We start from the raw sequence: 24,705 nt of genomic DNA, 5'->3' as shown, positions 1-24,705 counted from the left end.
CTCTTTTTATGAGAGAAGTAGACCGGCTCTTTTATCTTGTTTCTGTTTATTTACGATGTGCACGTCCCGGGCGACGGTTATTCGAACGACGTGTGTTTCCACGTCCTTCTGTCGTCTTCCGTGATCCTTTGCTTTGGTCGTGCTGTGCGCGAATCGCTTCTTCAGATAATTCGACGACGATTGGCGTGACCGAGATGTTCAATTCCCGCTCCATATCACGGAACGTCCGACCATCTTTTGGTGTCACGATCGAAACAGCAATTCCGTCGTTCCCGGCACGTCCTGTCCGACCGATCCGGTGAACATAACTTTCCGCATCGTCCGGTAAATCGTAGTTGAAGACGTGTGTCACACCTGTCACATCGAGTCCACGCGAAGCGACGTCTGTTGCGATCAGGAATTGTGTTTTTCCTTGATAGAACTTCGCCATCGCCTTTTCTCGTTTCCCTTGCGTCAACCCACCATGCAATTCATCCGTCGGATACCCTTGCATCTGCATTTCTTCATTCAATTTACTGACGCGACGTTGCGTACGGCAGAAAATGATTGCTGCGTACGGACGCATCTCGTCAAGCATCGTCCGCAGTGTCGCTTGTTTGCGGCGATCCGTCGTCTCGACGACGAACTGTTCGATCGCTTCAACAGTGATGCTTTCCGCTTCCACCTGTACTTCGACTGGATTACGCAAATACGTTTTCGCCAGTTCCTCTACTTTCGGTGGCATCGTTGCAGATAACATGACGAATTGACGATCAACCGGTGCTGCTTCAATGATGTCTTCGATTTCTGGCAAGAAACCGATTTGCAGCATTTGGTCCGCCTCATCCAAGACAAGCGTCCGTAATTCACTTAAATCAAGTGTGCCGCGACCGACATGGTCAAGAATCCGTCCTGGTGTCCCGATGATGATTTGTGGCATCCGACCGAGTCGTTGAATTTGTTTAAAGACGTCTTGTCCACCGTATACAGCGAGTGCACGATACTGTTCCATGTTCCGAATCAGTTTATGCGTCTCATCGGCAATTTGACGCGCAAGTTCACGTGTTGGTGCAACAATCAATGCTTGAACCGTTTGTGATTCGACATCGATTTGCTCAAGGATTGGTAAGAGAAACGCTAACGTTTTTCCTGTTCCCGTTTGCGCCTGCCCAATCAAGTCACGTCCGTCGAGTAATGACGGAATCGCTTGTTCTTGAATCGGTGTTGGCTCCTTGATGCCTTGTTTTTGTAATTTTTTTATCCACAGATCGCTGATGTGTAATGTTTCAAATGTTGACATGATATATCCTCCTAAAAATTATCCACAGAAAAAAAGCTGTGGATAACCTGCTTCGCATAGACAAAAACAGTTATCCACAGCCGTGCTCTATTCAGTATACACAATTTACGCGTTTGTTGCTTCCTGTTTTAGCTTCCAGTCGAGCACGAATGTACCAAACGGGATGAATGATGCGATGAACGCAATCCCAGCCTTGATAATCGACCAATCGTATTTGAATTTCACGACCGCGAGCCAGAGTGCATACATGACGAACAAGACACCATGAAGTGCGCCAACGACCGAAACAGCTTGCGGAATATCCGCCATATACTTTAACGGCATCGCAATCAACAGTAAAACTAAAAACGAGATTCCTTCTAGTATCGCAATCATTCGGAATTGCCCAAGCGTAGTTCTTAACATCCCGTCACTCCTTTTTCTTGATTCCTGTTCTTAGTATACGGGATGGACGATCCTTCTGTGACCTGTGTCACAGGATTGTCAGATTTCGAGTGGACGTAATCGTGCTTCGATGGCAGCTCGCTTTGGTTCAAGAAACGGTGGTAACGCAAGCGTCTCTCCTAATGTTTCAACGGACTCATCCGTCGCGAACCCTGGTGTGTCTGTTGAAAGCTCAAACAAGATATGGTTCGGTTCCCGGAAGTAAAGAGCTTGGAAATAGTGACGATCGACTTTACCGGAGTTCGGTAAGTGATAAGAATTCAAGCGTTCGACCCACTTTTCATATTCATCACTGTTCGGCACTCGGAACGCGACGTGATGCACACCACCACGACCGAGACGTTCTCGGTCGAGATCTGGACGTGCCTCAATATGAACCTCTGCTCCGATACCACCTTCTCCAGTTGCATAGACTTCAATCGGTTCAAAGTCACCTGCTAAAGATGGATAAGAACCTACTTTTCGGAATCCCATGACTTCCGTCAGAACACGAATCGTCAACGTCGGATCGTTGACCGTTAATGTGACAGCTCCCAGTCCAACAATGGCATGCTCCGATGGAATCTCTTCTTGCGGCCATGGTACACCACCTGCGACACCTGCCTCACCATCTTCCGCGACGAGAATCAAGCGTGTTCCTTCCTGATCACGAAAGGCTAGTGTTTGGCGCCCTGCTCGCTCGACGATTTCATCGTGATCCACACCTTTCGCTTCAAAACGTCGTTTCCAAAAATGAAGTGCAGCCGTTGTTTTGACACGAAGCGATGTCGAAGAGATACTCGATGCCCCCGGTACACCCGTTCCAAGATGCGGAATATCAAAAAACGTCAAGTCCGTTCCTGGATTCCCTTCCGCATCTCCATAAAACAGATGATACGATGTCGTGTCATCTTGATTGACAGTCTTTTTGATCAGACGCATGCCAAGTATTTGTGTGTAGAATTGATAATTGCGTTCCGCCATGCCTGTTAAGATCGATACATGATGAATTCCGAGTAATTCCATCTTCCTCACTCCTTATCAATGATTTGGTAATTGGAGTATATCTCACATTTATCTTGAATTCAAGATATTAGTCTAATAAAAAACCGCCCCTCCGAAAAGGGACGATTGAATAGTTGAAATTAAAGTTTTACGACGTTAGCAGCTTGTGCTCCACGTGCGCCTTCAGTGATTTCGAACTCAACTTCTTGACCTTCGTCAAGAGTTTTGAAGCCTTCACCAGTGATTGCTGAGAAATGTACGAATACGTCTTCTCCGCCTTCAACTTCGATGAAACCGAAACCTTTTTCTGCGTTAAACCATTTTACTTTACCTGTGTTCATGGGAACAACCTCCAAAAATAAATTACTTAATACATATGCTGGGCATATGAAAAGAATTCATTATTGTCCCGAAATACATGGAGCAACGAAAAGATTGTTCGTGACACGATGTGAATCCGTAATGACAATAACAATATTAAGCTAACGTAAGTATAGAATGGATGCGCTTTAAAAGTCAAGTTGTCAGACCAATGTTTTTTCCAATTGATTCCACTTCTTCTACATAACTAAAATAAAAAACAGGTTCAGCCGAAACTGAACCTGTTCTTCTGTTTTTAACGGTGGATCCAGACTGCTCCAGCAGAGTTGTCTTTCGCTTCACCGATGACTTGAATCTTCAGCCCGTTGTTCGGAAGCAATTTCCCTGCGTCCGGAATCAACTGGTTGATGTACGATTTCGAATCATCAAACTTCGTCACACCTGGGAGACCTTTGTAGTCATAGAGTCCACGTGATGGCGAATCGATGAGCCATGCAGGTGCTTTATCATAACTGAAAGCAGCATCTGCGATCTGGTAACGTGTGCTTCCTGTCGTAACCGGCTTACCGTTGAGTGTTCCAACGATTGCTTCAGGATGTGAGTCGACGACTCCGAGGAATCCTTCACCTGGGTGTACGCCAACCCAGTTATCGTTGAAGCTTGAATCGCCATACCAGACGACAAGACCTGTGTTGTACTTAACGCCTCGTGCATGCTCGAGTGCTTTATCCGAGCCTGCATAGTTACGCCATTCGAGGTAGTACGCGTTATCGGCATAAGAGAAACCGTCTGAAGCAACGAAACCATCTAGAGTGAACTTAGGAGTACCCTCTGCATCATCTTCAAAGACGACTTTACCGTCAACTGTCAACTTCGCGTTATCAAGTGCAAATCCGTCTAGTGCAAGTCCACCATCTGTCACGTATTCAAATTTCAACGTGACTTTTTTACCCGCAAATTCGCTCAGGTCATATGATTTATCGACCCATGCTCCTTTTGTTGATTCAGCACGCTGATCACCATCTGTATCTTGATCCCCGATTTTATCGATGACTTTCGATTGACCGTCAGCAGTAGCTGTGACTGTCAAGTAATCGTAATCAAATTCAACATCGTAAAAGGCTTTGAAGTCGAACTTCGCTTCTTTTGCATTCGTCAAATCGAACTCTGGTGAAGTCATCGACGTATGAAGATCATCACCTTTCGTACTGTAGTAATACTTCTTACCGTAAGCCGGCGTGATACCTTTCACTGGTTTTTTCGGTAGATTTACTTTGATGATTCCTGGATTTTTTGATTTCGTTACACTCTGGTCGAGGTACGATGCCGTTCCTGCCTTAGTGAGTGAATCAAAATCAATCTGTTGGATGTTCGCCCAGTTTCCACCCATCACGTTTTGGAAGAACTCTTTGTTTTGTGGCGAGAAACTTGTTGGTTCTGTTCCAGCAACTTTACCATTCCAGCTACCACCACTCATGATAGACCAAGATGCAACTGGTTCACCTTGACCTGTGTACTGTGTATCGTACTCATCAGGAAGTCCAAGATCATGACCAAATTCGTGCGCGAAGACGCCGACTGCGCCATCTTCTGGTTGAACTGTGTAATCATAAGCAGCCATTTTTCCGCCCCAGTAATTGACGCTTGCCGTCGTATCCGCTACAGGATACACGCTACCAAGTGTCCAGCGGTGTGACCAGATCGCGTCGTCACCGAGCTTACCGCCGCCTGCTTCTTGTCCTGTACCAGCATGAATGATCATCAAGTGATCGACGAGACCATCTGGCTCATTCAAGTCGCCATCGCCGTCCATATCGTACTGGTCGAACTTATCGTAATCTGCTAAGTTAATGCCGGCTTTAACAGCTGCATTCAAGGAATCCTTGACGAGACCACGTGGTCCTTTTGCGCCAGGCAAGTTATCGTTTCCACCTGCAGGATTATCCGAACCATAATCTTTTGCTGTTCCAGGAACAGTCAACCAATTGGACACCGTACCATCTACCGAGTAACTACCACCTGATTGTTCTTCATAGAACTGTTTGAACGTTTTTACTTTGTCTCCGTTGAAGAGTTCGAACTCTTGATCACCAAACATTAAATCTTGATAATGTTTTTGGTTGAAGTCATCTGAATACATATATCCAGGCTCTTGAACGACGTTGTTGTGCTTGAAGTCGCTGTACTCGACGAGAAGGACGAGGACTTTGTCCGTCCGTGTCGCACCGTTATAGGCTGCCTGTTTTGCTTTATCCACTTTGACGAAGCCATTCGGATTACCTTTTTTGTAGTTGTCGTGTTTTTTCTTTAATTGTTTAGCAAGTTGTTCCTTTTGTTTTGTTAAGAAGTCTTTTGTTTTCTTATCAAACGCGGCTTCTTTACTTGATTCATGATCGTGGTCATGATCGACGGCCGGTTTTCCGTTCGCCTTTTTGTCCAGATACTTTTGAACGGCTTTTTGTTTTGCTTCTGCTGAAGCTGCTTTTGAGATGACCCCACGTTTTTCAAGCACTTTTGCTAATCGATCCTGATCGACCGTGTTCAAATCCATCGGTGCACCAGGTGCTACTTTTTCTGCTGCTTGTACGGACGTTACCTGCCCACCAGGTAAGACCGGACCAACAGCAAATGCAGCTGCCGTAATTCCAGAAAGAACGGCTAGGCTAAGCTGTTTCTTTTTTCCCACGTGAATTGACCCCCTATGTAGTAGTGAAAAGCATCTGATTACTATACTTTTCTGAATATTCAAATCATAGATTATTTTATTTCGTTAATCAATTGCTTTTAAGACAATTAGTGCTTTGTAACCATACCTATTTTTGGGGATTATTTTCAAAAGATTTTCAAAGGATTCTTTCACCTCTTTTTCAAAAAAATACGTTCTTATTATTTTAGAAAACGGTACGCTGAAAGCACTCTAATTCACTTAAGGGAGGATACAATGAGCGCTATACAACGTTTTGAACGTCACTTACTAAGGAACTATCTAATCGGTTCATTCGTCGCTGTCTTCGGCGTCGGATGTCTGTTTATTTTTGAGACCCTCACCTTCACTAGAACCGAACAATTGATGTTGATGGGGCTCATGGCCGTATCTGTCAGTCTGATGTTTTTACTCGAATACACAGTCTATTCGCGACATATTCACCCTTTACGTCGTTTCTTCCAAAACGATATTCCGTCTCTCGTCTCGTTTCAGGAGGCTTATCAAACGGTACATCGTTTTCCGGTACTGACTGTCCAGCGCATCATGGGACCTCATTTTTTAGGACTTTCTGTTCCCGCTTCACTTCTGACAGCACTAGCGATCTCTCAAGGATGGTTACAGATGCCGTACTATTTGATTGGTCTTGCTTGTTTTGGTGCGGTCCTCGTCGCCATTCTGCATGCGCTGATTGAGTTTTTTCTAACCTATCGTGTCACGGAGCACATGCTTCTGACGTTAGAGAAGTATGCTTTTGAACATGGATTTGATTTTCCTAAAAAAACGACAGTTGTCACGCTAAGACAAAAAATGCTCATCAGCATACTCATCATCGGTGTTTTCCCGATCATGCTGTTCGTTCTCGCCTCAGCTGTCCAGTTAACGGAAAATGAGAGCCTTCGCTCTTACTGGAGTTGGGCGACACTTATTTTAATCGTCATCTTATCCGTTGCGACGTTTTGTAGTCTTCTTCTCTATGAAAACATCCGTAAACCAATCGCTACCCTGCAACAAGGGATTCAAGATGTCGAAAGCAATCGACTCGTCTCATTACCGAATCCATATTCAGACGAGTTCTCCCATCTCGTTTCTGGTTTTAACTTGATGATGGAAGGTATTAAAAAGCGTGATGCGGAAAACGAACAGTTACTTGATAGTTTGTTTACCTTGTTTGCTGCGACACTAGATGCCCGTGATCCTTACACAGCCGGTCATTCCGTTCGTGTCGCTGCCTATTCAGTCGAAATCGCTACCGCTGCCAATCTACCGAACGAACAAATCGAACTGTTACGTAAATCCGCGCTGTTACATGACATCGGAAAAATTGGGATTCGAGACGATGTGTTATTGAAAGAAGGACGTCTCACAGACGAAGAATTTCAGATCATTCAGCAACATCCAGTCATCGGTGTGCACATTCTATCGCAAGTTCAGCTACCAAAGACGTTACAACCGATTCTTCCTGGGGTAAAGTACCATCACGAACGCTATGACGGAAAGGGGTATCCGGAAGGTCTCGTAGGAGAGGACATTCCACTCTTCGGTCGAATCATGGCGATTGCTGACGCCTATGATGCGATGACATCCGACCGTCCTTATCGTAAGGGAATGTCCGCAGAAAAAGCCTTGTCGATTTTAGAAGAAGGTATGGGTACACAATGGGACGCCACCTTTACGCGTCTATTTCTAGATTTGAAGCGTTCGCCCGTCGAGGACGTGTCATAAGAAGGAAGGGAGTTTCTGATGCATCCAAAAATCGTTGAACGCCATGAATTTTATTTTGTGGGACTTGGACTGACGTGTGAAGAGAACGAGTTGCATACATTGATGCCGGAACTCTGGCGTGAATTTTCAAGACGTTCGCATGAGATCCCTGCAAAGCTGGACAGCTATCCGCTCGATATCTCGCTCGAACGAAACGGAACCAAATATTCGCAATGTGTCGGGTATCCCGTCTCGTCGCTTGAACAGATTCCTAAAGGTATGAAAGGGCATCGGATTCCTGCTGCGCGTTATGTCTTCTGGAAGCACGAAGGACCGGATATCGAAATTTGGAAATCGTTCGAGAAAATCCAACGCTTCGCTTCAAAACAAGGAATTGAGCTTGACCCACATGATTTTAAAATTGATGAGACCCGAGATGACGTCCACCATCTCTACCAACGCATTCGCTGAACCATTCTCTTGAATGGTTCTTTTTTCGTCTTGAAATATCTTTTACACTTAATAATTCAGTCCAGGTACTACGGACTATATTCAGAAAATTCTATTTAATTCGAATGACTTATTCTCGCTTCTCTGATTCTTTGGCATAGTTAGACTCAACCCAAACAAGGAGGCGATTTATTTTGAAAAAGTTTCTCGCTACATCGCTTGTCGCAAGTGTACTTGTCGTTCCTACGGTAGTAGGTGCAGAAGGTCTTCAGTCTGGTAAGCTCACGAAAGCTTCGTCAGAACCAGCTGCAACGATCGTTAAAGATTTCGTGAACAAAAAGGGTGACTTTGCTGTTCAGAACGTCGAAAAAGACGGATCTTCACAGATCGTACGTCTCCAACAAGAAGTGGATGGCGTCCCTGTCTTTGGTAGTGTCGTCGTCGGGAACGTCGCGAAAGACGGTACTTTGAAAGCAGTCGTAAACGATGCAATCAACGTCAAAGGAAAACCAGGTCTCGCGAAAAAAGCAACGCTCTCTGAAAAGAAAGCCATCAAACTTTATCAAAAAGCAATCAAGGCTTCTAAATTCGAAGTCGCTCCAAAAGCAGAACTCGTCATCTATCCAGTAAAAGATGATGCTGTCTATGCATACAAAGTCACATCGACAGTCCTCGCTGGCAAAGAGCCATCACGTTGGACATACTTCATCGATGCGAACTCAGGTAAAGTACTTAACAAATTCGACCAACTCGCTCATGCAACAGGTACGACTGTACTTGGCACAAGCGCAACGTTCAACACGACGTTGAGTGCTGGGAAATACTATCTTCAAGATACAACGCGTGGAAAAGGTGTCTACACATACGACGCGAAAAACCGGACATCACTCCCGGGAACACTCTGGGCAGATGCAGATAACGTCTTCAACGCGACATATGACCGCGCTGCTGTCAGTGCACACGTCAACGCTGCAAAAACATATGACTTCTATAAAAACACATATGGTCGTAACAGTTACGACAACGCTGGTGCACGCTTGAACTCAACGGTCCACTATTCAACGAACTACAACAACGCATTCTGGGATGGCACGAAGATGGTCTATGGTGACGGAGATGGCACGACATTCGTCGCACTTTCAGGCGCACTTGACGTCGTCGCTCACGAATTGACACACGCTGTCACAGAATACACAGCTGGTCTCGTGTACCAAAACGAATCTGGTGCGATCAACGAAGCCGTCTCAGATATCATGGGTACAGTAGCTGAGTATACAGTCGGATCGAACTTTGACTGGCTCGTAGGAGAAGACATCTACACACCAGGAGTCAGCGGTGACGCACTCCGTTCGATGTCGAACCCAGCTGCTTACGGTGATCCAGATCACTACTCTAAACGTTACACAGGTACGCAAGATAACGGTGGTGTCCACATCAACTCTGGTATCATCAACAAAGCTGCTTACCTCCTCGGTAACGGCGGAACGTTCTACAACGTATCTGTCACAGGAATCGGTGTACCGAAACTCGGTGCGATCTACTACCGTGCCCTCAACGTGTACTTGACTCCAAACTCGAACTTCAGCTCACTCCGTGCAGCAGTCGTTCAATCGGCGAAAGACCTTTACGGTTCAACAAGTGCAGAAGCAACAGCTGCAGCGAAATCATTTGATGCAGTAGGCGTATACTAAGAAAATCTCCTCCCAAAGGATTTTCATATTTCCTCCCGAGTGTCGGACTCGGGAGGTTTTTTGTGCAAAAAAAAGACGAACTCGCTTCAAGCGAATTCGCCGTTCATTCATTCTTGTCCAGGATCACGCGCAAGACGTAGACGCATCTTTCCGTTGTCCGGGAACACTTTTAGTTGTAAGGATTCTCCCTCGTACCACGTACCATAGCTCGTATCGACGACGGGTTCACCCAGTGTCGATAATCCACCAGTCGAAGCATTCGTCCAGTCAATCGCTTCAATGATTCCATCCGAGACGACAAGCAGATATCCAGCATTCGAGAAGTAATACGTATTGACGGCATCCTGTTGTGTATTACCAACAGCACCATACTTCGCTTCGAATTCAGCAATCGGTTTTCCGAGATACTGCTCCGGCTTGTCAATCGGTTGATTAGCGACTGCTTGCGAGAGCGCCGCAAGAACGGCTTCGTCTGACGTCCCTTTTGGTGCTTCCAAACGAACATCACTTTCCGGTAAGTATCCTTCGATGCTGTCATTGAGTTTGAGATGGACCATGCCGTCCTTCGCATCCAGTACCTCATAAACATCACCTAAATCTGCTTTGTAGATGACACTACTACGATTCGTATCACCGTAAACGTTCGCGAACGGACGCGTCACCCAAGCCGCTTGCGCATACTCTGCTGCTTTTTTCTTTGATTTCTTCTTTTCTTTTTTCGCTTCTTTTTTATCATCCGTTGCTGCTGTTTCCTTCTTCGACTCCTCGTTTTGTGTTGCTTGATTGGTCGTTTTCGGTTTTTCAAGTGTAGATGTCGCTTGAGAAGCATCGTTGTTCGTCAACATATACAACCAACCACCGACGATGAATAATGTCGCGAGAATACCACCAAAGGCAATCCCTCGACGATTTCGTTTTTGTTTCCGTCTTTCTTGTCGAGACTGTCGTTCTTGTTCTTGTTGGTGTTCACTCATGTATGGTTCCTCCTGAAAAAGTCGACACAGTTTTTCCCCACTATACCACCAATGTTTACTCGAAATATTTAAATTTCGATGACAGTTCGACCACGATGACGTGAAGTCAGCAAGGCTTCTGCGATTTCAGGTAAATCGTTTAGTGTTTTGATATCGACTTCTGACGAAAGATTGACCTGCCAGTCACTCGCTAAACGTTGCCATAACGCTTGACGATAAGCAATCGGTGTTTGCACCGCATCGATTCCAATCAAGCGGACACCACGTAAGATGAAGGGATAGACTGTCAACGTCATTTCTGCCCCACCGACGTTCCCACACGTCGTGACGACACCACCATATTGCACGAAGCGAATGACGGACGCGAGCAATGGTCCCCCGACCGTATCAATGACACCGGCATAAAGCCCTTTTTTTAGAGGACGATCGGTTTCTTCTAGGAATGTCGTGCGGTCTAGTACCTCAGCCACTCCCTTTTTGAGCAATCGTTCTTGTTCTACTCGTTTTCCGGTCACGGCATATACCGTGTATCCTAATCGAATCAGTAAAGAAATCGCAATCGTACCAACCCCACCTGTCGCTCCCGTCACGAGGATCGGTCCTGCATCCTTCGAGACGATTCGCAACAATTCATCAACCGATTGCGCTGCCGTCAATCCGGCCGTTCCATATTGCATCGCTTCTAATGGACGAATGGATTCTGGAAGTAGCGTCACCCAATCGGCTGGTACACGTATGTATTCTTGAAATCCGCCCGAAGTGTTCATCCCGAAATCAAAGCCATTGACGACGACGGCTTGACCGATGTGAAATCGTTCATCAGTCGTTTGTTCGATGTATCCTGCTGCGTCAACGCCCGGGGTATGCGGATAGGATTTCGTCACCCCACGATTACCCGACATCGATAAAGCATCCTTATAATTGACGCATGAGTGCGTGACACGAATCAGGACGTCTCCTTCTGGTAAATCATCGACGTGCTTTGTCTCGATATTCCCCTCGTATGATCCATCGACTTCTCGAACAACGAATGCTGAAAAAGTGTGTTCCATGATCTCTCTCCTTTCGCTTCTGCTTCTCTATACCCTGTTGTTTCCATCAACACACTAAAAATCCCTGCCGTTTCTCAAAGAAGCGACAGGGAGCGGGGACGGAAAAAAACATCAGGATTCCATAGGTGGTCAAAGGTAACAGGTCAATCTGTCAACGGTTCGTGGTCATCGGTTTGCCATCGCCATTTCTTCTCCACAAAGGAAAATTGAGGTCCGTCCCCTATCCTTGACGGGGAGTCTCACCGCGCCAAGGAAGTTACATATAACGTCCACCATCAAAGTCAATCGTCGTCTGATAGTTTGCCGCATTGATTGCATTCGATACTTTGTGTGCTCGTCGTTCCACTTCCTCCGCTTTTAAACGATAGGCATCTGGATCAAACAAAGCATGACGAATGATCGTCGTCCCTTCGAATCCATATTGGAACTCGCGTTTTGGTCGACTTGCGAGCATCTGATAGTTTTGTGCCTTTGCCCGTAATTGGGTAGCCCACTCGATCGCTTCGACGAGTGGTATGTCTCCTTCATCCGTCTCAATTACGGTGTTTAAATTCGCTGCATAAACGAGACGATCCAAGACCCGCATGTCATGACGTACGATGTCCATGGCGGCTTCGACATCGGTTAAGGTTCGACCTTGTTGCGCGGGGAGTGCTTCTCCCTTTTCTAAATCAATGAACGCAACGCGCTCCATCTCTTCAATCAACTGATCAAGCTGTTTCCTCAGGATACTCTTTAATTTCACAGCATCTGCTAGGTACATCATCATCTCCCCTTTCCTGTTCCATTTACGTCACCTAATTCAAAAAGTTTCAATTGAACTGGTGGACGAAGGCTCCGAATTCTCCCTGGATCGTTTGTTTATCCCTCTCCGATAACGTAGTAGCTTTTTCTGTGTACCGTTCTAAGAGATAGGTTTTTATTAAGAGATGGGAAGGTTGAAATCCGATCCGCAGGAACCACTCCTGAAACGTCTCTGTATCATGCCGCTGTAAACGGACCGGTAGGATCTGATTGAACTGGATGAGCTGTTTGCGAATCCAGGCATCTGGTAAATCAATTTGTTTCTCGATCGAAACATAATCGTTGTGTATAGGCTGCAACGGGATATCCGTTCTTATCAAGTCTTCATCTTGTTTCTTGGTCTTTCGACGTTTCCGCCAAACGATATAGCTTATGATGACTAGCGGGAGAACAAGCAGACTCATCAGTAACATCGATGAGGACGATCCTCCTTTTTCATTCGTACCTCGTTTAGCATTTTCAACTCCTATAGTGAAGATCTTATTCTTTTTCTTTTTCGGTTTGAGGTCTTTCTGCTTCTTCGGCTTTTCCTTGGTATCCCAAGCACGTAAATCTTCATCATTCTTCATTTTCTTTTTAGGTAACCATGAAAAAAATCGAATGTTTAACAATTCGCCTTTTTTCTTGCAGTTCGGTTTACACGATCTATTTGTTTCGATTCCAGACGGCTGAACCGCTTTTGGCTTCATTGCTTGAACAGCCGCTTCTGTCAGTGGCTTACCGATTCCTAAGATTAGCAAAATCAGTCCGATACCAATTACGAGTCGTTTTCGAAGTGACATCAGAAGACCCCCTCTTTTAAATACCATTATAATCCATATTAAAAATTTTTGTGTATTTTTATGGATGTCTTGAAACAAGGAATGATTGTGTAAAGAGAGGGGAAAAGGTAGACAGACCTATTCAGAGAGGGGAACCATTTCATGTTAAAACTCGATCACACGCATGATCCGTATCAAAATGCGGCGTTGATTCAGGAATACGTTGAAACGTCAACCAACGAACAAGCAGTTCGACAAGCGGAACAACTGCTACACGATAGTCCATTCGTCGCACCACGACGCAATCCTAACCTCAGTCGAACGCTTCGTTCGATGATCTCGCCATTATTTTTGACGAACCGTGATAAACATATTCTACCGCTGACACCCGCTTTCGTGACACCACGCGATGAGATTCGACCAAGTTGGTTCGGTCGTCTCAATCATGAGTTCGAACGTTTGATCAGCGATGTCGAAACTGTCGATATCACTGATTTTGGCGCAGTCGGTGATGGACAGACGGATGATACACAAGCATTCATTGAAGCGCTCGGTGATGGACATCGACAAGTCCATGTCCCAGCCGGTACGTACGTCGTTCGGGGAATTCGTTTGCCAAGTTATACGATTTTAACAGGAGCCGGTAAAGGGAAGACAATTTTAAAGATGCACGATGATGCACCAAAAGGACGACGTCTCGTGACGAACCAAAATTATCTTCTCGGCAATCATCATCTACTCGTCGAAAAAATGACGCTTGATTGGAACATTAAACGCATCGGTGACGCGAAAAAAAGTAGCACATGGGGCAACCACTCCAGTTGTCTTACGTATGCGCATGTCACCTATGGCTGGGTCTTTGATGTTGAGGCCGTCAACCCGGGACTTCACTGTTTTGATATCTCGACACCATATTACAATTACAACGGAGATGGAGCTCGAGCAAATTTAAGTAGTTCATTCATCTGGTTCGATGGATTGACCGGTTATGGATTCGGCGATGACGGGATTACGACGCATCATAGTGATCATCTCTTCATCTCGAACTGTTTCATGCATGATCCAAGTGGACGTGCCCATGCAGAAGGCTTTTCCAATTCAAATGGAATCGAAGTCGATGATGGATCACGCGACGTCTGGTTGTTCAATAACGCAACAAGTCGTTGTTTCGGTGGACTTGAGATTAAGGCACATGCAACCTCTTCTGCTGCCTCGACCGTCAAAATCGTCGGACACCTATCGATTGATGATCATCGCGCGTTTAACTTCCGACACATCGGTCACCATCAAGCGACTGATCCGACGTCTCAGACGGCTTATAATATCATCGCAACGCGTTTGATTGCTCAGACTCCTAAATATACAGAACTCTATGCGAATTCAAAACCGCGTGCGCTCGTCGTTTCCGCTTATCGTAATGTCGTCATACATGATTTTACGGTGCTCGGTGATCCTTATTATGACTATCAAGAACAACCGATGATCGGGATTCAATATAAGGCACGGAACGTCACGATCAGTCAGTTGAAGATGAGCGGATTCCGACAAGCGAAAACGGACATCCAAATCTTTGGGGGAGAAAATGGGGCTGAAGACGTACGCCTTCGTGATATCCGCATTGAGGATTCTGCCAAACACGGGATTACGATCGGTCCAGACATCACGCGTGTCAAGCTAACGAACGTGGCATTAAAAGGAGACGGAACAGTTGGCTTAAACGCTAAATCGGAACCGGAAATGGAACGATTCATCGCGACCGGATTCAAAGTACCGATTCGCGCCCAGTCGACACAAGTATGAACAAAATGACAGGATGGACCGCGGTCCATCCTGTCATTTTTTCATTGTGCTCGAATATACGCGAGAACACGTGTATCAATCGCACGCTCCGCTTGTTCGCGCATCTCGAAGTTTTCCGTATGCAGATACGTCCGGAACGCGTCTTCGAAATCACCGCGGTAGCCAAGCGCTAATAATTTATCCATCAACTCTGACTCTAAGGCATCATCGATTGGCTTGATTTCTTCTGGCTTACTCGGTTGCAAATAAAGTGTATGCAGTTGATAGATGCGTTCGAGCTCTTCAATCGGACTCGGATGATCGTCAACGCGTAAATCAATATATCGGTCGTTGAATCCACCGTATCCGCCACCCTCCTTGACGACGAGGAGTGCCGCTGATTGCATTCCGCGTGAATCCCCGCCTGCTGCTTGACCAGCTGCTAACGCACGCAACAAACGTTCTGCGAGCGGACCTTGTGTTGATTCAAAGACACGTGCCATCTCTTTTACCGTGTTACCGTCTACAAGAATATTCCCTTGCGCTGCAAAGTGTTTCCCGGCAATACCGCCTGCCCAGTCGTTACATCCCTCTCCCGTGAATGTCGCACTCTTGCCATTCGCATCAATGATTCCCACTTGACGATCCGCTCGTCCTTCATCTGCTTCCGTCAATCGACGCAACACTTCGTCCGCTGAAGCACCTTGTTCGATCATTCGTAATCCTTCAGGGCCATACGTCGTGTTTGCAAACGATTGTGTCGCTACCGCACCTACTCCCGCCTTCGCAAATGGTACAGCACTCCCGACCGCTAAAAACTTCGACTGAACGGCAACGCCCCATGCTTGTTCTTTTTCACAATACCCAACGATTGAATATGTCACTTCAGTTCCCCCTTTAGTCATTACCTATTCCGTTCGTGATAACGCTTCCCGATTCCTGCAACTGAAAAACCTTCCGGACAGATGTCCGAAAGGTCGACTTCATTGAATACCAAGCGTTACGGCAAGTAATAAGGCAGCACATGCCAAGGCAATCCAAATCGCGAAGAGTTTCCAGACGAAGCGTAACCATTGCTCATACGGAATGCCTGCGATTGCGAGAAATGCCATCAAATGCGCGCTCGTCGGGAAAATCATGTTCGTCAGTCCATCTCCATATTGGAATGCTAGGACAGCCACTTGACGCTCGATCCCAAGTAAATCCGACAATGGTGCCATGATGGGCATCGTCGTCGCCGCTTGTCCACTCCCCGATGGAATGAAGAAGTTCGTAATCAATTGCACGGCGTACATCCCGATGACGGCGAAGAACGTTGGCAAATGTCCTACGGCATTCGATAAGCCGTAAATGACCGTATCGATAACACGTCCTTCTTCAAGAATGACGACGATTGCTCGAGCAAATCCAACAATCAAGGCGCCGAACGTCACGGCTTTTGCGCCGTCAATCAAACTCTCGAACGTACCGTTCACACCAAGCGTAACGATTCCCGCAATCATCCCGATGATCAAGAAGGATGCGGTTAATTCCGTCAAATACCAGCCCCACTCAAAGATTCCGATCACATTGAGCGTAATGCCACCGATTAAAACCAGTAAAACAAAGGCATGACGTTTCGAAAAGCTTGAAATCGTCGTCGCTGCTTCTTCCGAACGACGTTGTTCGAGATCATAAACAAGACTGCGCGCCGGATCATGTTTAACTTTCCGTGCGTAGTTCATCACATAAAGAATCGTCACCGCTAAAAATACGATATACACAGCCGTTCGATACCCGAGACCACTAAAGAGCGGTACTTCCGCAATTGATTGAGCGACACCTACCGTAAACGGATTCAACATCCCGCCGGCAAAACCAACCGCTGCCCCTAGACTGACGATCGCGGCTCCTGTCATCGCATCATATCCAAGGGCACGTGCTAACATGATCCCAATTGGCACGAAGATGATTGTTTCTTCTGCCATACCAATCGTTGCTCCGGCAATTGAAAAGACGAACATCGTCATCGGAATCATGATGTGCCCTTTTTGACCAAATCGACGGATTAATTGATTGATTCCCGCTTCAATAGCACCGGTTTGACGAATGATACCGAAGACACCACCAACTAAGAAAATGTAAAAAATGATCGCAGCACCCGCTTCCATGCCTTGCGGAATTGCTTCAAATAAACCAAAGAGATTGACAGGCGCAGACTCTACCGCGCGATATGTACCATCGATGACGACAGTCTGTCCGTCTTGCTTTTCACGATCGAATTGTCCTGCTGGAAGTGTATACGTCAAGATGACTGAGATGATGAGAATTGCCATGATGATGGCATATGTATGAGGCATCTTGAAGAATGATCGCTTCGACTCTGCTGCATTCGTTCGTTCATTCATGATAAAAGCCTCCTTTTTGTGTCTTTATAAGAATAATGCCCTAATCAGGGAAAAACTAACAGTTTCAGTGAAATGTCATACGATTGTAAAAGAAAAGTGGAACGTGAAACACTCTTATATGAAATCTGAATTGAAAATGAACGTTCTAAACGGTCACATTGAACGAAAAAAGGAGGATATTCTCGGTCATAAAACCGAGGATATCCTCCTTTTTTATTTCGTTACTCTCTTACACTTATGCTTGGAACGATTGAACGTCTAATGGTTTAGCAAGAGCCGTTTGTGCAAACGCAACGAATTGTCCGAAATGAGCACTCGTGTTGTGTGCTTCGATTGCAGCTTGGTCTTCCCATTTTTCAATCATCATGAAGACATTTTCGTCTTCTGTGCTTTGGAACAAGTCGTAGCCAATGTTTCCAGCTTCAGCACGTGATGCTTCTACTAACGTTTTTGTTGCTGCTAAAAACTCTTCTCGTTTTGCGGGTTGTACTTCTAATTTTGCTTCGATGGCGATCATCGGAAAGCCTCCTTTGTAATTTCGTTAACTTAAGCATCTTAGCACCTCCGAATTCGTTACGCCATAAAGATGCTCGGACGATTGATGATATTTAATTACGGGTAATTACAGATGTAATTATTACTTTGTGCCACATCAGAGAAAGGAGCAACGAAGATGCGCGTTGAGGTATTTTACTTTGAGGATGACGGGCACATTCCGAACAACCCGACATTCCCCGTGTTGATTTATCGACATGCATTTGCAGAGCCATCACACATCGAACAGACCTTCCATGCACATGACTGGCGTAACAGCTGGGTGGATGGCATTTTTGACTTTCATCATTATCATAGTATTGCCCATGAAGTGATCGGGATTCTCGAAGGGCATGCAACCGTTCAGTTGGGTGGTCCGCTCGGTAAGACCTTCACTTTGACGAGTGGAGATATTCTTTTACTTCCTGCAGGTACGGGACATAAAGCACTTGATACAAGTCGACACTTTCGAGTAATCGGTGCCTATCCGGATGGTCAAGATTACGATACGCTGACAGGTCAAACAAGTGAACGCCCGGAAAATCTTCAACGTATTCGTCAGGTGATGCGCCCAACTCAAGATCCTGTATTCGGTGATCACGGTCCCTTGTTTGAGCATTGGTGACGTCTCCTTCTATTGAAGAAGACGTTTTTGTTCGGAGTTCGCGTGGTAAACCCTACTATTGTCTCTCTACTAAAGGAGGAAGAACGATGAACGCAACAGAAAAGACGTTGATACTTGCTGCATTAAAGCAAAAAACGGTGACGTTTCCCGATCAGACGCATGTTCGGGCACTCGGACAAGGTACGTGGCGGATGGGAGAAGAGTCGGAGAAGCACGAAGCAGAAATCGAAGCACTCCGTGTCGGTCTCGATAGTGGAATGGAACTCATCGATACGGCAGAGATGTACGGAGAAGGTGCTTCTGAAGAATTGATTCGCGACGCGATCGCAGATCGACGAGAGGAAGTCTTTCTCGTTTCGAAAGTCTATCCGCATCATGCTGGTGGGGAAGCGTTAAAAAAAGCTTGTTCCGAATCACTTGAACGTCTCGGTACGGATTATCTTGATCTCTATCTTCTTCATTGGCGTGGTGACATTCCACTGAAAGAAACCGTTGAAGGACTGGAAGCTTTAAAACAAGAAGGTAAGATTCGTCGTTGGGGTGTGTCGAACTTTGACGTATCAGACATGAAAGAACTGTTGGCACTGCCAAATGGTGATCAATGCGCTGTCAATCAGGTACTCTATCACCTTGGATCACGCGGAATCGAGTATGAACTATTACCGTTACTACGTGAGCATGGTATTCCAGTGATGGCGTATTGCCCACTAGCAGAAGGTGGTTCATTACGCGATCAACTTCTGAATCATCCGACTGTCGAAGAACTCGCTGAGACACACGGTGTGGATCCGGCACAAATTCTACTCGCATGGGCGATTCGTGAAGGTGACGTCATCGCTATTCCTAAAGCCGGACAAGCACATCATGTCGAAGCCAATGGTCGCGCTGCGCTTCTGAATTTAACAGAGGAAGAGTTAGCTGCACTTGATCAAGCGTTCCCAGCACCAACGAAAAAAGAACCACTCGATATCGTTTAAGGAGGTCATTTTCATGACAAAACATGTTCAACTCGGTCAATCTAACTTATTCGTTCACCCCATCGGTCTCGGTACGAATGCTGTCGGTGGACACAACTTGTATCCGAATCTCGATGAGCAAGCCGGACGCGATCTCGTTCGTGTCGCTTTGAAGCAAGGAATCAATTTCCTCGACACAGCTTTCATCTACGGACCAGAACGTTCGGAGGAACTCGTCGGTGAGGTCTGGAACGACACGGTCGCTCGAGAAGATGTCGTCCTCGCGACGAAAGGTGCGCATCAGTTCGTTGACGGAAACGTCGTCATGAACAATTCACCAGACTTTCTCCGTCAATCGGTCGAAGAGAGTTTAAAACGTCTTCAGACAGACTATATCGATTTGTATTACATTCATTTTCCGGATGAATCGACACCAAAGGATGAAGCGGTCGCAGCACTCGCTGAACTGAAAAAAGAAGGAAAGATTCGCGCAATCGGTGTCTCGAATTTCTCACTCGAACAACTGAAGGAAGCGAACAAAGACGGACATGTCGACGTCTATCAAGGGGAATACAACCTATTCAAACGGGATGCGGAAAAAGAATTACTCCCGTATATCGTTGAAAACGGTATGTCCTTCGTCCCGTACTTCCCACTCGCTGCTGGATTATTGGCAGGGAAATATACGAAAGAGACGACGTTTGATGATCTACGAAAAAATGATCCCTTGTTCCAAAAAGATGTCTTCGAACAAAATCTCGCAAAAGTCGATCAACTACGTCCGATCGCAGAAGCACACGATGCGGAAGTCGCACACGTCGTACTCGCGTGGTATTTGGCACAGGACGGCATCGATGCCATCATTCCTGGTGCCAAACGACCAGATCAGGTGACGGATACGTTGCGTACGTTAGACGTTCAGTTGTCGCAAGAGGATATCAAAAAAATCGACCAAATTTTTAGCTAATCGGTCTCTTCCTATGCACATGAGCAGAATAGGCGAAAAATCATACTAAACTTCGTATGATGGAGGCATGGAGGCGATTGATCATGAAGCACCATTTTCATTTAACTGCAGACTGGCCGGGTAATCGCAATGATGTTGGTCAGATCGAGACAGGTGAACTAAAAACAAAAATCTCAATTCCGGACGCCATGGATGGTCCAGGGGTTGGTACGAATCCAGATGAGATGTTACTTGGGGCAGCTGCTACGTGCTATATCATCACGCTTGCCGCGATGCTTGAGCGTAGTCACATTCCAAAAGTCTCGTTAACGATGGAATCTGAAGGCATCGTGGATGTCACGAACGGTGTCTTCACGTACGACGCGATCATTCATCGTCCGAAACTCTTATTGCCATCCGATCTGTCGGATCGTGATCTGGAGAAGGCGCAACGTCTTGCTGAAAAAGCGGAAGGTTCGTGTATGATTACGCGAGCATTGGCTGGTAATGTCAAAGTATCGCTTGAGGCTGTTGTGGAGCGAATCTCAAATTAATAAACAAAAATCATCGTTTAACTTTTTAGTTAAACGATGATTTTTTTACTTTATTTATCTATTTATTGGTATATTATTGATGATTTACTCATTATAAATACCATTTACTATCATTCGGAGGATAACTATGTCTTATTATGAAACACTACGTTCTTCAACTGAAACTAACTCACAATCTGATACAACAAGTGTCTCTGTACCAGCACATGACTACACAACAGAATTACTTACACACCTTAATCAAGTACTATATCAATCTTTAGACCATTTACAAAAACAAGATAAACCTGATCAAATGGTTGAAACGGTCAATGAATGGCTCCTTCATTTAAATCAACCTCCGATCGACTCGCCGCTTCATCGTGAACTCACTACTAACACAACTCATGCTTTACCTACACAATATAAAAATTCTTTGCGTGCTTGGGAACTCATTGCTCCTGGCCAACTTGAACAAGAACAGTTATTGCATCATATCAATCAAGAATTATGGACAGCATCTGCTGCTGATTGGATGGTAAGTTTTACACGACATTCTGGAATCCAGACGCTTGTCCCAGCTTTAAAAGAAGCAGAAGCTCAAAACAAACCAATTCGTATTTTGACTTCATTTTATATGAATATTACAGAAGCGAAGGCTATTCGACAATTGATGGAATTCAGCAATATCGAAGTAAAAATTTATGAACCGATTAAAAAAAATCATGCGTTTCATCCGAAAGCCTATTTATTTTCACGTCCTGATCAGTTGGATAGTGCTATTGTTGGATCTTCTAATTTATCAAAATCAGCTTTAACGCACGGCATGGAATGGAATATTCGTATACCTTCTACACCCGTCACAACATTAGTCACTCAAGCAAAAAACTTGTTTGAACAGCTTTGGAACAGCCACGAAGCGACTATATGTACAGAAGAATTATTAGTTCAATACGAACAGTACCAACAAGAAACACCACCTATAAGATCATTTTCTATCCGCGATACAGTTGCCGAACCCGCTGTCGATTACACCGTTATTGAACCAAACCTCATGCAGATTCCAGCTTTAGAAGAACTGAATCGTTTGCGCGAGCGAAAAGAAACAAAAGCAATGGTCATTGCGGCAACAGGAACGGGGAAAACGTACTTAGCAGCATTTGATGTCCGTCAAGCTCAGGCTAAAAAAGTATTATTTGTTGCACATCGTGGAAAGTTACTATCACAAGCTGAGCATACATTTAGGAAAGTTTTTTCAAATAAAAGTTATACATTTGGTAGATATTCAGGATCACAACAAATTCAAGATGCACAATTTACCTTTGCTACCGTTCAAACACTTTCAAAAGAGGTTCATCTCAAACAATTTTTACAGGATACGTTTGACTACATCATTATTGATGAATTCCATCACGCTTCATCTGCTTCTTACCAAAACATTCTTAACTATTTTACACCTCAATTTTTGCTTGGTGTAACGGCAACACCAGAACGAATGGATGGTCAAAATATCTTCCAGCTTGTTGACTATAATGTCGCTTACGAAGTTCGTCTGTATGATGCCTTAGCACAAGATTTACTTTCACCATTCCATTATTTTGGGATTCAAGATGATGAATCGATTGATTATTCTCTTATTCCTCAGCAAAACGGCTTTTATGTAGAACAAGATCTTGTTGTTGCACTCGAACGATCAACACGAACAGATTATATTGTTGAAATGATTCGTAAATTTGGGTTCAGTGGTAATCAGGCTGTTGGACTAGGATTCTGCGTCAATATTAATCATGCAGAGTTTATGGAGCAGGAATTTAAACGACATCAGATTGAAGCAATGGCTGTTACAAGTAAACAGTCCGAAGATGAACGCGAAGAGGCCATTCGCCGACTAGAGGACGATCAAGATCCACTGCAATATATTTTTACAGTTGACTTGTTTAACGAAGGCGTCGATATTCCAAAAGTCAATCTAATGCTATTTTTACGTCCAACGGAGTCTCCTACTATTTTTATTCAACAATTGGGGAGAGGCTTACGTAAACATAGCTCAAAAGAATTTGTTACGATTTTAGATTTTATCGGAAATAGCCAAAAGGCTTTTGTTGCACCGCTTGTGTTGTCTGGTCAACAATCGTTTCATTCTATTGATCGTTATAAAATTGCTACTGCTGTAAAACAGCATTTTCCGATTTTACCGGAAGGATCTTTAGCCATTCTAGATTCAATTACAGAAAGATTTATTATTGAACAAATGAAAAAAATAGAGTTTTCAGCTAGCAAACAGCTCCGTGAAAGTTATCAAAGGCTGACACGCATGATCGGAAATCCTCCGAGTTTAAATGATTTAGTCACGCATAAAGACGCACCAGCTATTGAAAGTATTGTTCAACAATGGAGAAGTACATTACGTCTTAAACAACTTGAAAAACATGCTACCGATGAAGAACTACGTTTATTGCTCGATGACACTACACGCAAAATTGTTGAACAGCTCGAAGGACTATTCCCAATTCGTGAGCCCTTCAGCTTACTGATTTTAAAACATTTACTGCATCATCCTTCTGCTTCAGTACAAGATATTGAACAAGAAGTTTTCAAAGAATTCGCCTTATCGACGAATCACTCTTTTTCAAAGCGACCTATTATTCATCATCTTTTTAAACGCTGGTCTACTGCGTTTAAAAATGATCGTATTCAATTGCTAGATGCTGTATCAGAAGAGCGCTATCGCTTTTCAAATACTGTCGTCCAAGCACTTCAACAATCAACTGAATTACGTTCATATATGATGCATTTTATCCAAGCAGGTCTACTTGCATTTCATCAACTACCAGATCGAATTAATTGGTTGATCGAAGACCAGGCGTTTCTATTACATCAAACATACAATCGTTCTGTTATTCAACGTCTTCTCTGTTCACCAAGTCAGGAAGGTTCTTGGCGTGAAGGCGTAGCTCAAGCTGGTGACGACTACATTTTATTCGTGAATTTACACAAAGATGAAGCCATTGATGAGCAACTAAAATATAACGATTATTTCTTAGATCAATATCGTTTCCACTGGCAGTCTCAAAGTAATGCAACTGCTACAGGTAAAGCGGGTACTTTATATCAAAACCATGAGAGCGAAGGAATTCGTATTCATTTGTTTATGCGTAAAGCAGATAAAGAACAAGGAAAAGCGCTACCGTTCACATACTTTGGCCAGTTAAAGCATCTTCAAAGTACAGGTTCTAAACCGATTAGTGTGACTTGGTCACTTCATTCTCCACTATCAATTGAACTGTTTAAGGAGTGGCAAACTCTTTCTTAATGTACTCAACTGCAGGAATATCGGCAGGAGCCCAATCAAGCTGATCAAGGTCTGAAACAGACACCCAGCGAAGCTCTGCATGTTCTACGGCAATCGGTTCTCCTGTTACGATTTCAGCTTCAAACGTATGCAATGTAACAATAATAGCATCGTACTCGTAAGTCGTTTTTTCGATTGGTTGTTTGACCTTAATATTACATTTTAATTCTTCATTGATCTCGCGAACTAAAGACTGTGAAGGCGTTTCATGTAGCTCAATTTTCCCACCAGGAAACTCCCATAAGTTGGGTAATGACATTTGGCTACTACGAAGTGCACACAATATTTCATTATGATCATTGCGAATGACAGCCCCTACGACTTGAATATGTTTTTTCATTTTTATGTTTCACTCCAAATCATTATAGATTTTTCAGTTCTCTGCTTATCATAACAAAAACCGTTATTCCTTTGACTTATACAAA

General features: G+C 44.7%; 22 protein-coding genes. 9 read left to right on the top strand and 13 right to left on the bottom strand.

Going from position 1 to position 24,705, the window contains the following annotated elements; translation table 11 throughout:
• Positions 1 to 46: 46 nt before the first annotated feature.
• The 5 genes from KNQ18_RS13760 to KNQ18_RS13740 form a co-directional block, all read right to left on the bottom strand.
• Positions 47 to 1,279, bottom strand: a complete 1,233-nt coding sequence (locus tag KNQ18_RS13760; protein ID WP_050677187.1) for a DEAD/DEAH box helicase — start codon at positions 1,277 to 1,279, stop codon at positions 47 to 49.
• Between the two features lie 105 nt (positions 1,280 to 1,384).
• Complete coding sequence (locus KNQ18_RS13755) at positions 1,385 to 1,684, bottom strand: DUF3817 domain-containing protein (protein ID WP_050677188.1); 300 nt, start codon at positions 1,682 to 1,684, stop codon at positions 1,385 to 1,387.
• Between the two features lie 78 nt (positions 1,685 to 1,762).
• The gene (locus tag KNQ18_RS13750; protein WP_050677189.1) at positions 1,763 to 2,728 is read right to left on the bottom strand and encodes a ring-cleaving dioxygenase; all 966 of its coding nucleotides are present in this window, start codon (positions 2,726 to 2,728) and stop codon (positions 1,763 to 1,765) included.
• A gap of 119 nt (positions 2,729 to 2,847) precedes the next feature.
• Positions 2,848 to 3,048, bottom strand: a complete 201-nt coding sequence (locus tag KNQ18_RS13745; RefSeq protein WP_023469752.1) for a cold-shock protein — start codon at positions 3,046 to 3,048, stop codon at positions 2,848 to 2,850.
• A 275-nt stretch (positions 3,049 to 3,323) separates the two neighbouring features.
• Positions 3,324 to 5,714, bottom strand: coding sequence for an immune inhibitor A domain-containing protein (locus tag KNQ18_RS13740; protein ID WP_149428028.1), 2,391 nt, complete (start codon positions 5,712 to 5,714; stop codon positions 3,324 to 3,326).
• A 255-nt stretch (positions 5,715 to 5,969) separates the two neighbouring features.
• Between KNQ18_RS13740 and KNQ18_RS13735 the strand changes: the two genes are divergently transcribed.
• The 3 genes from KNQ18_RS13735 (at position 5,970) to KNQ18_RS13725 (ending at position 9,577) form a co-directional block, all read left to right on the top strand.
• Positions 5,970 to 7,457, top strand: a complete 1,488-nt coding sequence (locus tag KNQ18_RS13735; protein ID WP_215085190.1) for an HD domain-containing phosphohydrolase — start codon at positions 5,970 to 5,972, stop codon at positions 7,455 to 7,457.
• A gap of 18 nt (positions 7,458 to 7,475) precedes the next feature.
• Positions 7,476 to 7,907, top strand: coding sequence for a GyrI-like domain-containing protein (locus tag KNQ18_RS13730; protein ID WP_050677192.1), 432 nt, complete (start codon positions 7,476 to 7,478; stop codon positions 7,905 to 7,907).
• A gap of 173 nt (positions 7,908 to 8,080) precedes the next feature.
• Entirely contained in the window at positions 8,081 to 9,577 is a 1,497-nt protein-coding gene (locus KNQ18_RS13725) for a M4 family metallopeptidase (protein WP_149428030.1), read from the top strand.
• A gap of 107 nt (positions 9,578 to 9,684) precedes the next feature.
• Here the strand turns inward: KNQ18_RS13725 and KNQ18_RS13720 are convergent, their stop codons facing one another.
• From KNQ18_RS13720 to KNQ18_RS13705, 4 genes are all read right to left on the bottom strand, one after another.
• Positions 9,685 to 10,551, bottom strand: a complete 867-nt coding sequence (locus KNQ18_RS13720) for a hypothetical protein (protein ID WP_214772281.1) — start codon at positions 10,549 to 10,551, stop codon at positions 9,685 to 9,687.
• A 68-nt stretch (positions 10,552 to 10,619) separates the two neighbouring features.
• Positions 10,620 to 11,603 (bottom strand): YhdH/YhfP family quinone oxidoreductase, encoded by a 984-nt coding sequence (locus KNQ18_RS13715; RefSeq protein ID WP_215085187.1) that lies wholly within the window; start codon positions 11,601 to 11,603, stop codon positions 10,620 to 10,622.
• A 256-nt stretch (positions 11,604 to 11,859) separates the two neighbouring features.
• A complete protein-coding gene (locus tag KNQ18_RS13710; RefSeq protein WP_149428168.1) occupies positions 11,860 to 12,366 on the bottom strand; it encodes a hypothetical protein in 507 nt (168 codons plus the stop codon).
• A 49-nt stretch (positions 12,367 to 12,415) separates the two neighbouring features.
• Positions 12,416 to 13,189 (bottom strand): hypothetical protein, encoded by a 774-nt coding sequence (locus KNQ18_RS13705; protein WP_214772286.1) that lies wholly within the window; start codon positions 13,187 to 13,189, stop codon positions 12,416 to 12,418.
• 141 nt (positions 13,190 to 13,330) lie between these two features.
• Between KNQ18_RS13705 and KNQ18_RS13700 the strand changes: the two genes are divergently transcribed.
• Entirely contained in the window at positions 13,331 to 14,968 is a 1,638-nt protein-coding gene (locus tag KNQ18_RS13700) for a glycosyl hydrolase family 28-related protein (RefSeq protein ID WP_214725153.1), read from the top strand.
• A 41-nt stretch (positions 14,969 to 15,009) separates the two neighbouring features.
• On the opposite strand, the gene KNQ18_RS13695 is transcribed toward KNQ18_RS13700, so the two are convergent.
• The 3 genes from KNQ18_RS13695 to KNQ18_RS13685 form a co-directional block, all read right to left on the bottom strand.
• The gene (locus KNQ18_RS13695) at positions 15,010 to 15,831 is read right to left on the bottom strand and encodes a DUF1028 domain-containing protein (RefSeq protein WP_050677198.1); all 822 of its coding nucleotides are present in this window, start codon (positions 15,829 to 15,831) and stop codon (positions 15,010 to 15,012) included.
• A 99-nt stretch (positions 15,832 to 15,930) separates the two neighbouring features.
• Positions 15,931 to 17,334, bottom strand: a complete 1,404-nt coding sequence (locus KNQ18_RS13690; RefSeq protein ID WP_149428035.1) for a YfcC family protein — start codon at positions 17,332 to 17,334, stop codon at positions 15,931 to 15,933.
• Between the two features lie 235 nt (positions 17,335 to 17,569).
• The gene (locus KNQ18_RS13685; protein ID WP_087681678.1) at positions 17,570 to 17,851 is read right to left on the bottom strand and encodes a putative quinol monooxygenase; all 282 of its coding nucleotides are present in this window, start codon (positions 17,849 to 17,851) and stop codon (positions 17,570 to 17,572) included.
• 156 nt (positions 17,852 to 18,007) lie between these two features.
• On the opposite strand from KNQ18_RS13685, the gene KNQ18_RS13680 reads away from it, so the two are divergent.
• The 5 genes from KNQ18_RS13680 (at position 18,008) to KNQ18_RS13660 (ending at position 24,241) form a co-directional block, all read left to right on the top strand.
• Positions 18,008 to 18,493, top strand: a complete 486-nt coding sequence (locus tag KNQ18_RS13680) for a cupin domain-containing protein (protein WP_023469764.1) — start codon at positions 18,008 to 18,010, stop codon at positions 18,491 to 18,493.
• Positions 18,494 to 18,579: 86 nt separating this feature from the next.
• Positions 18,580 to 19,470, top strand: coding sequence for an aldo/keto reductase (locus tag KNQ18_RS13675; protein ID WP_215085185.1), 891 nt, complete (start codon positions 18,580 to 18,582; stop codon positions 19,468 to 19,470).
• A 13-nt stretch (positions 19,471 to 19,483) separates the two neighbouring features.
• A complete protein-coding gene (locus tag KNQ18_RS13670; RefSeq protein WP_133208435.1) occupies positions 19,484 to 20,416 on the top strand; it encodes an aldo/keto reductase in 933 nt (310 codons plus the stop codon).
• Positions 20,417 to 20,496: 80 nt separating this feature from the next.
• Positions 20,497 to 20,949 carry an OsmC family protein gene (locus tag KNQ18_RS13665; RefSeq protein ID WP_149428169.1) on the top strand — a complete coding sequence of 151 codons (453 nt, stop codon included), beginning with the start codon at positions 20,497 to 20,499 and terminating at the stop codon, positions 20,947 to 20,949.
• A gap of 127 nt (positions 20,950 to 21,076) precedes the next feature.
• Positions 21,077 to 24,241 (top strand): DEAD/DEAH box helicase, encoded by a 3,165-nt coding sequence (locus tag KNQ18_RS13660; RefSeq protein ID WP_215085183.1) that lies wholly within the window; start codon positions 21,077 to 21,079, stop codon positions 24,239 to 24,241.
• Here KNQ18_RS13660 and mutT read toward each other — a convergent pair.
• Positions 24,216 to 24,620, bottom strand: coding sequence for an 8-oxo-dGTP diphosphatase MutT (gene mutT, locus KNQ18_RS13655; RefSeq protein WP_214806151.1), 405 nt, complete (start codon positions 24,618 to 24,620; stop codon positions 24,216 to 24,218). The two genes, KNQ18_RS13660 and mutT, sit on opposite strands and share 26 nt — an antisense overlap.
• Positions 24,621 to 24,705 lie beyond the last annotated feature (85 nt).

It is taken from the genome of Exiguobacterium sp. s78 (assembly GCF_018618985.1).
GTDB lineage: Bacteria > Bacillota > Bacilli > Exiguobacteriales > Exiguobacteriaceae > Exiguobacterium_A > Exiguobacterium_A abrahamii.
This window is presented reverse-complemented; position numbering and strand designations above follow the sequence as displayed.

Excerpts from the sequence above, each read along its gene's own strand:
- KNQ18_RS13720 (WP_214772281.1), bottom strand. The coding sequence starts at position 10,551 with ATGAGTGAACACCAACAAGAACAAGAACGACAGTCTCGACAAGAAAGA.
- KNQ18_RS13700 (WP_214725153.1), top strand. The coding sequence starts at position 13,331 with ATGTTAAAACTCGATCACACGCATGATCCGTATCAAAATGCGGCGTTG.
- KNQ18_RS13715 (WP_215085187.1), bottom strand. The coding sequence starts at position 11,603 with ATGGAACACACTTTTTCAGCATTCGTTGTTCGAGAAGTCGATGGATCA.
- KNQ18_RS13710 (WP_149428168.1), bottom strand. The coding sequence starts at position 12,366 with ATGTACCTAGCAGATGCTGTGAAATTAAAGAGTATCCTGAGGAAACAG.
- KNQ18_RS13670 (WP_133208435.1), top strand. The coding sequence starts at position 19,484 with ATGACAAAACATGTTCAACTCGGTCAATCTAACTTATTCGTTCACCCC.
- KNQ18_RS13750 (WP_050677189.1), bottom strand. The coding sequence starts at position 2,728 with ATGGAATTACTCGGAATTCATCATGTATCGATCTTAACAGGCATGGCG.
- KNQ18_RS13760 (WP_050677187.1), bottom strand. The coding sequence starts at position 1,279 with ATGTCAACATTTGAAACATTACACATCAGCGATCTGTGGATAAAAAAA.
- KNQ18_RS13690 (WP_149428035.1), bottom strand. The coding sequence starts at position 17,334 with ATGAATGAACGAACGAATGCAGCAGAGTCGAAGCGATCATTCTTCAAG.
- KNQ18_RS13735 (WP_215085190.1), top strand. The coding sequence starts at position 5,970 with ATGAGCGCTATACAACGTTTTGAACGTCACTTACTAAGGAACTATCTA.
- mutT (WP_214806151.1), bottom strand. The coding sequence starts at position 24,620 with ATGAAAAAACATATTCAAGTCGTAGGGGCTGTCATTCGCAATGATCAT.
- KNQ18_RS13685 (WP_087681678.1), bottom strand. The coding sequence starts at position 17,851 with ATGATCGCCATCGAAGCAAAATTAGAAGTACAACCCGCAAAACGAGAA.
- KNQ18_RS13660 (WP_215085183.1), top strand. The coding sequence starts at position 21,077 with ATGTCTTATTATGAAACACTACGTTCTTCAACTGAAACTAACTCACAA.
- KNQ18_RS13675 (WP_215085185.1), top strand. The coding sequence starts at position 18,580 with ATGAACGCAACAGAAAAGACGTTGATACTTGCTGCATTAAAGCAAAAA.
- KNQ18_RS13730 (WP_050677192.1), top strand. The coding sequence starts at position 7,476 with ATGCATCCAAAAATCGTTGAACGCCATGAATTTTATTTTGTGGGACTT.
- KNQ18_RS13745 (WP_023469752.1), bottom strand. The coding sequence starts at position 3,048 with ATGAACACAGGTAAAGTAAAATGGTTTAACGCAGAAAAAGGTTTCGGT.
- KNQ18_RS13755 (WP_050677188.1), bottom strand. The coding sequence starts at position 1,684 with ATGTTAAGAACTACGCTTGGGCAATTCCGAATGATTGCGATACTAGAA.
- KNQ18_RS13705 (WP_214772286.1), bottom strand. The coding sequence starts at position 13,189 with ATGTCACTTCGAAAACGACTCGTAATTGGTATCGGACTGATTTTGCTA.
- KNQ18_RS13680 (WP_023469764.1), top strand. The coding sequence starts at position 18,008 with ATGCGCGTTGAGGTATTTTACTTTGAGGATGACGGGCACATTCCGAAC.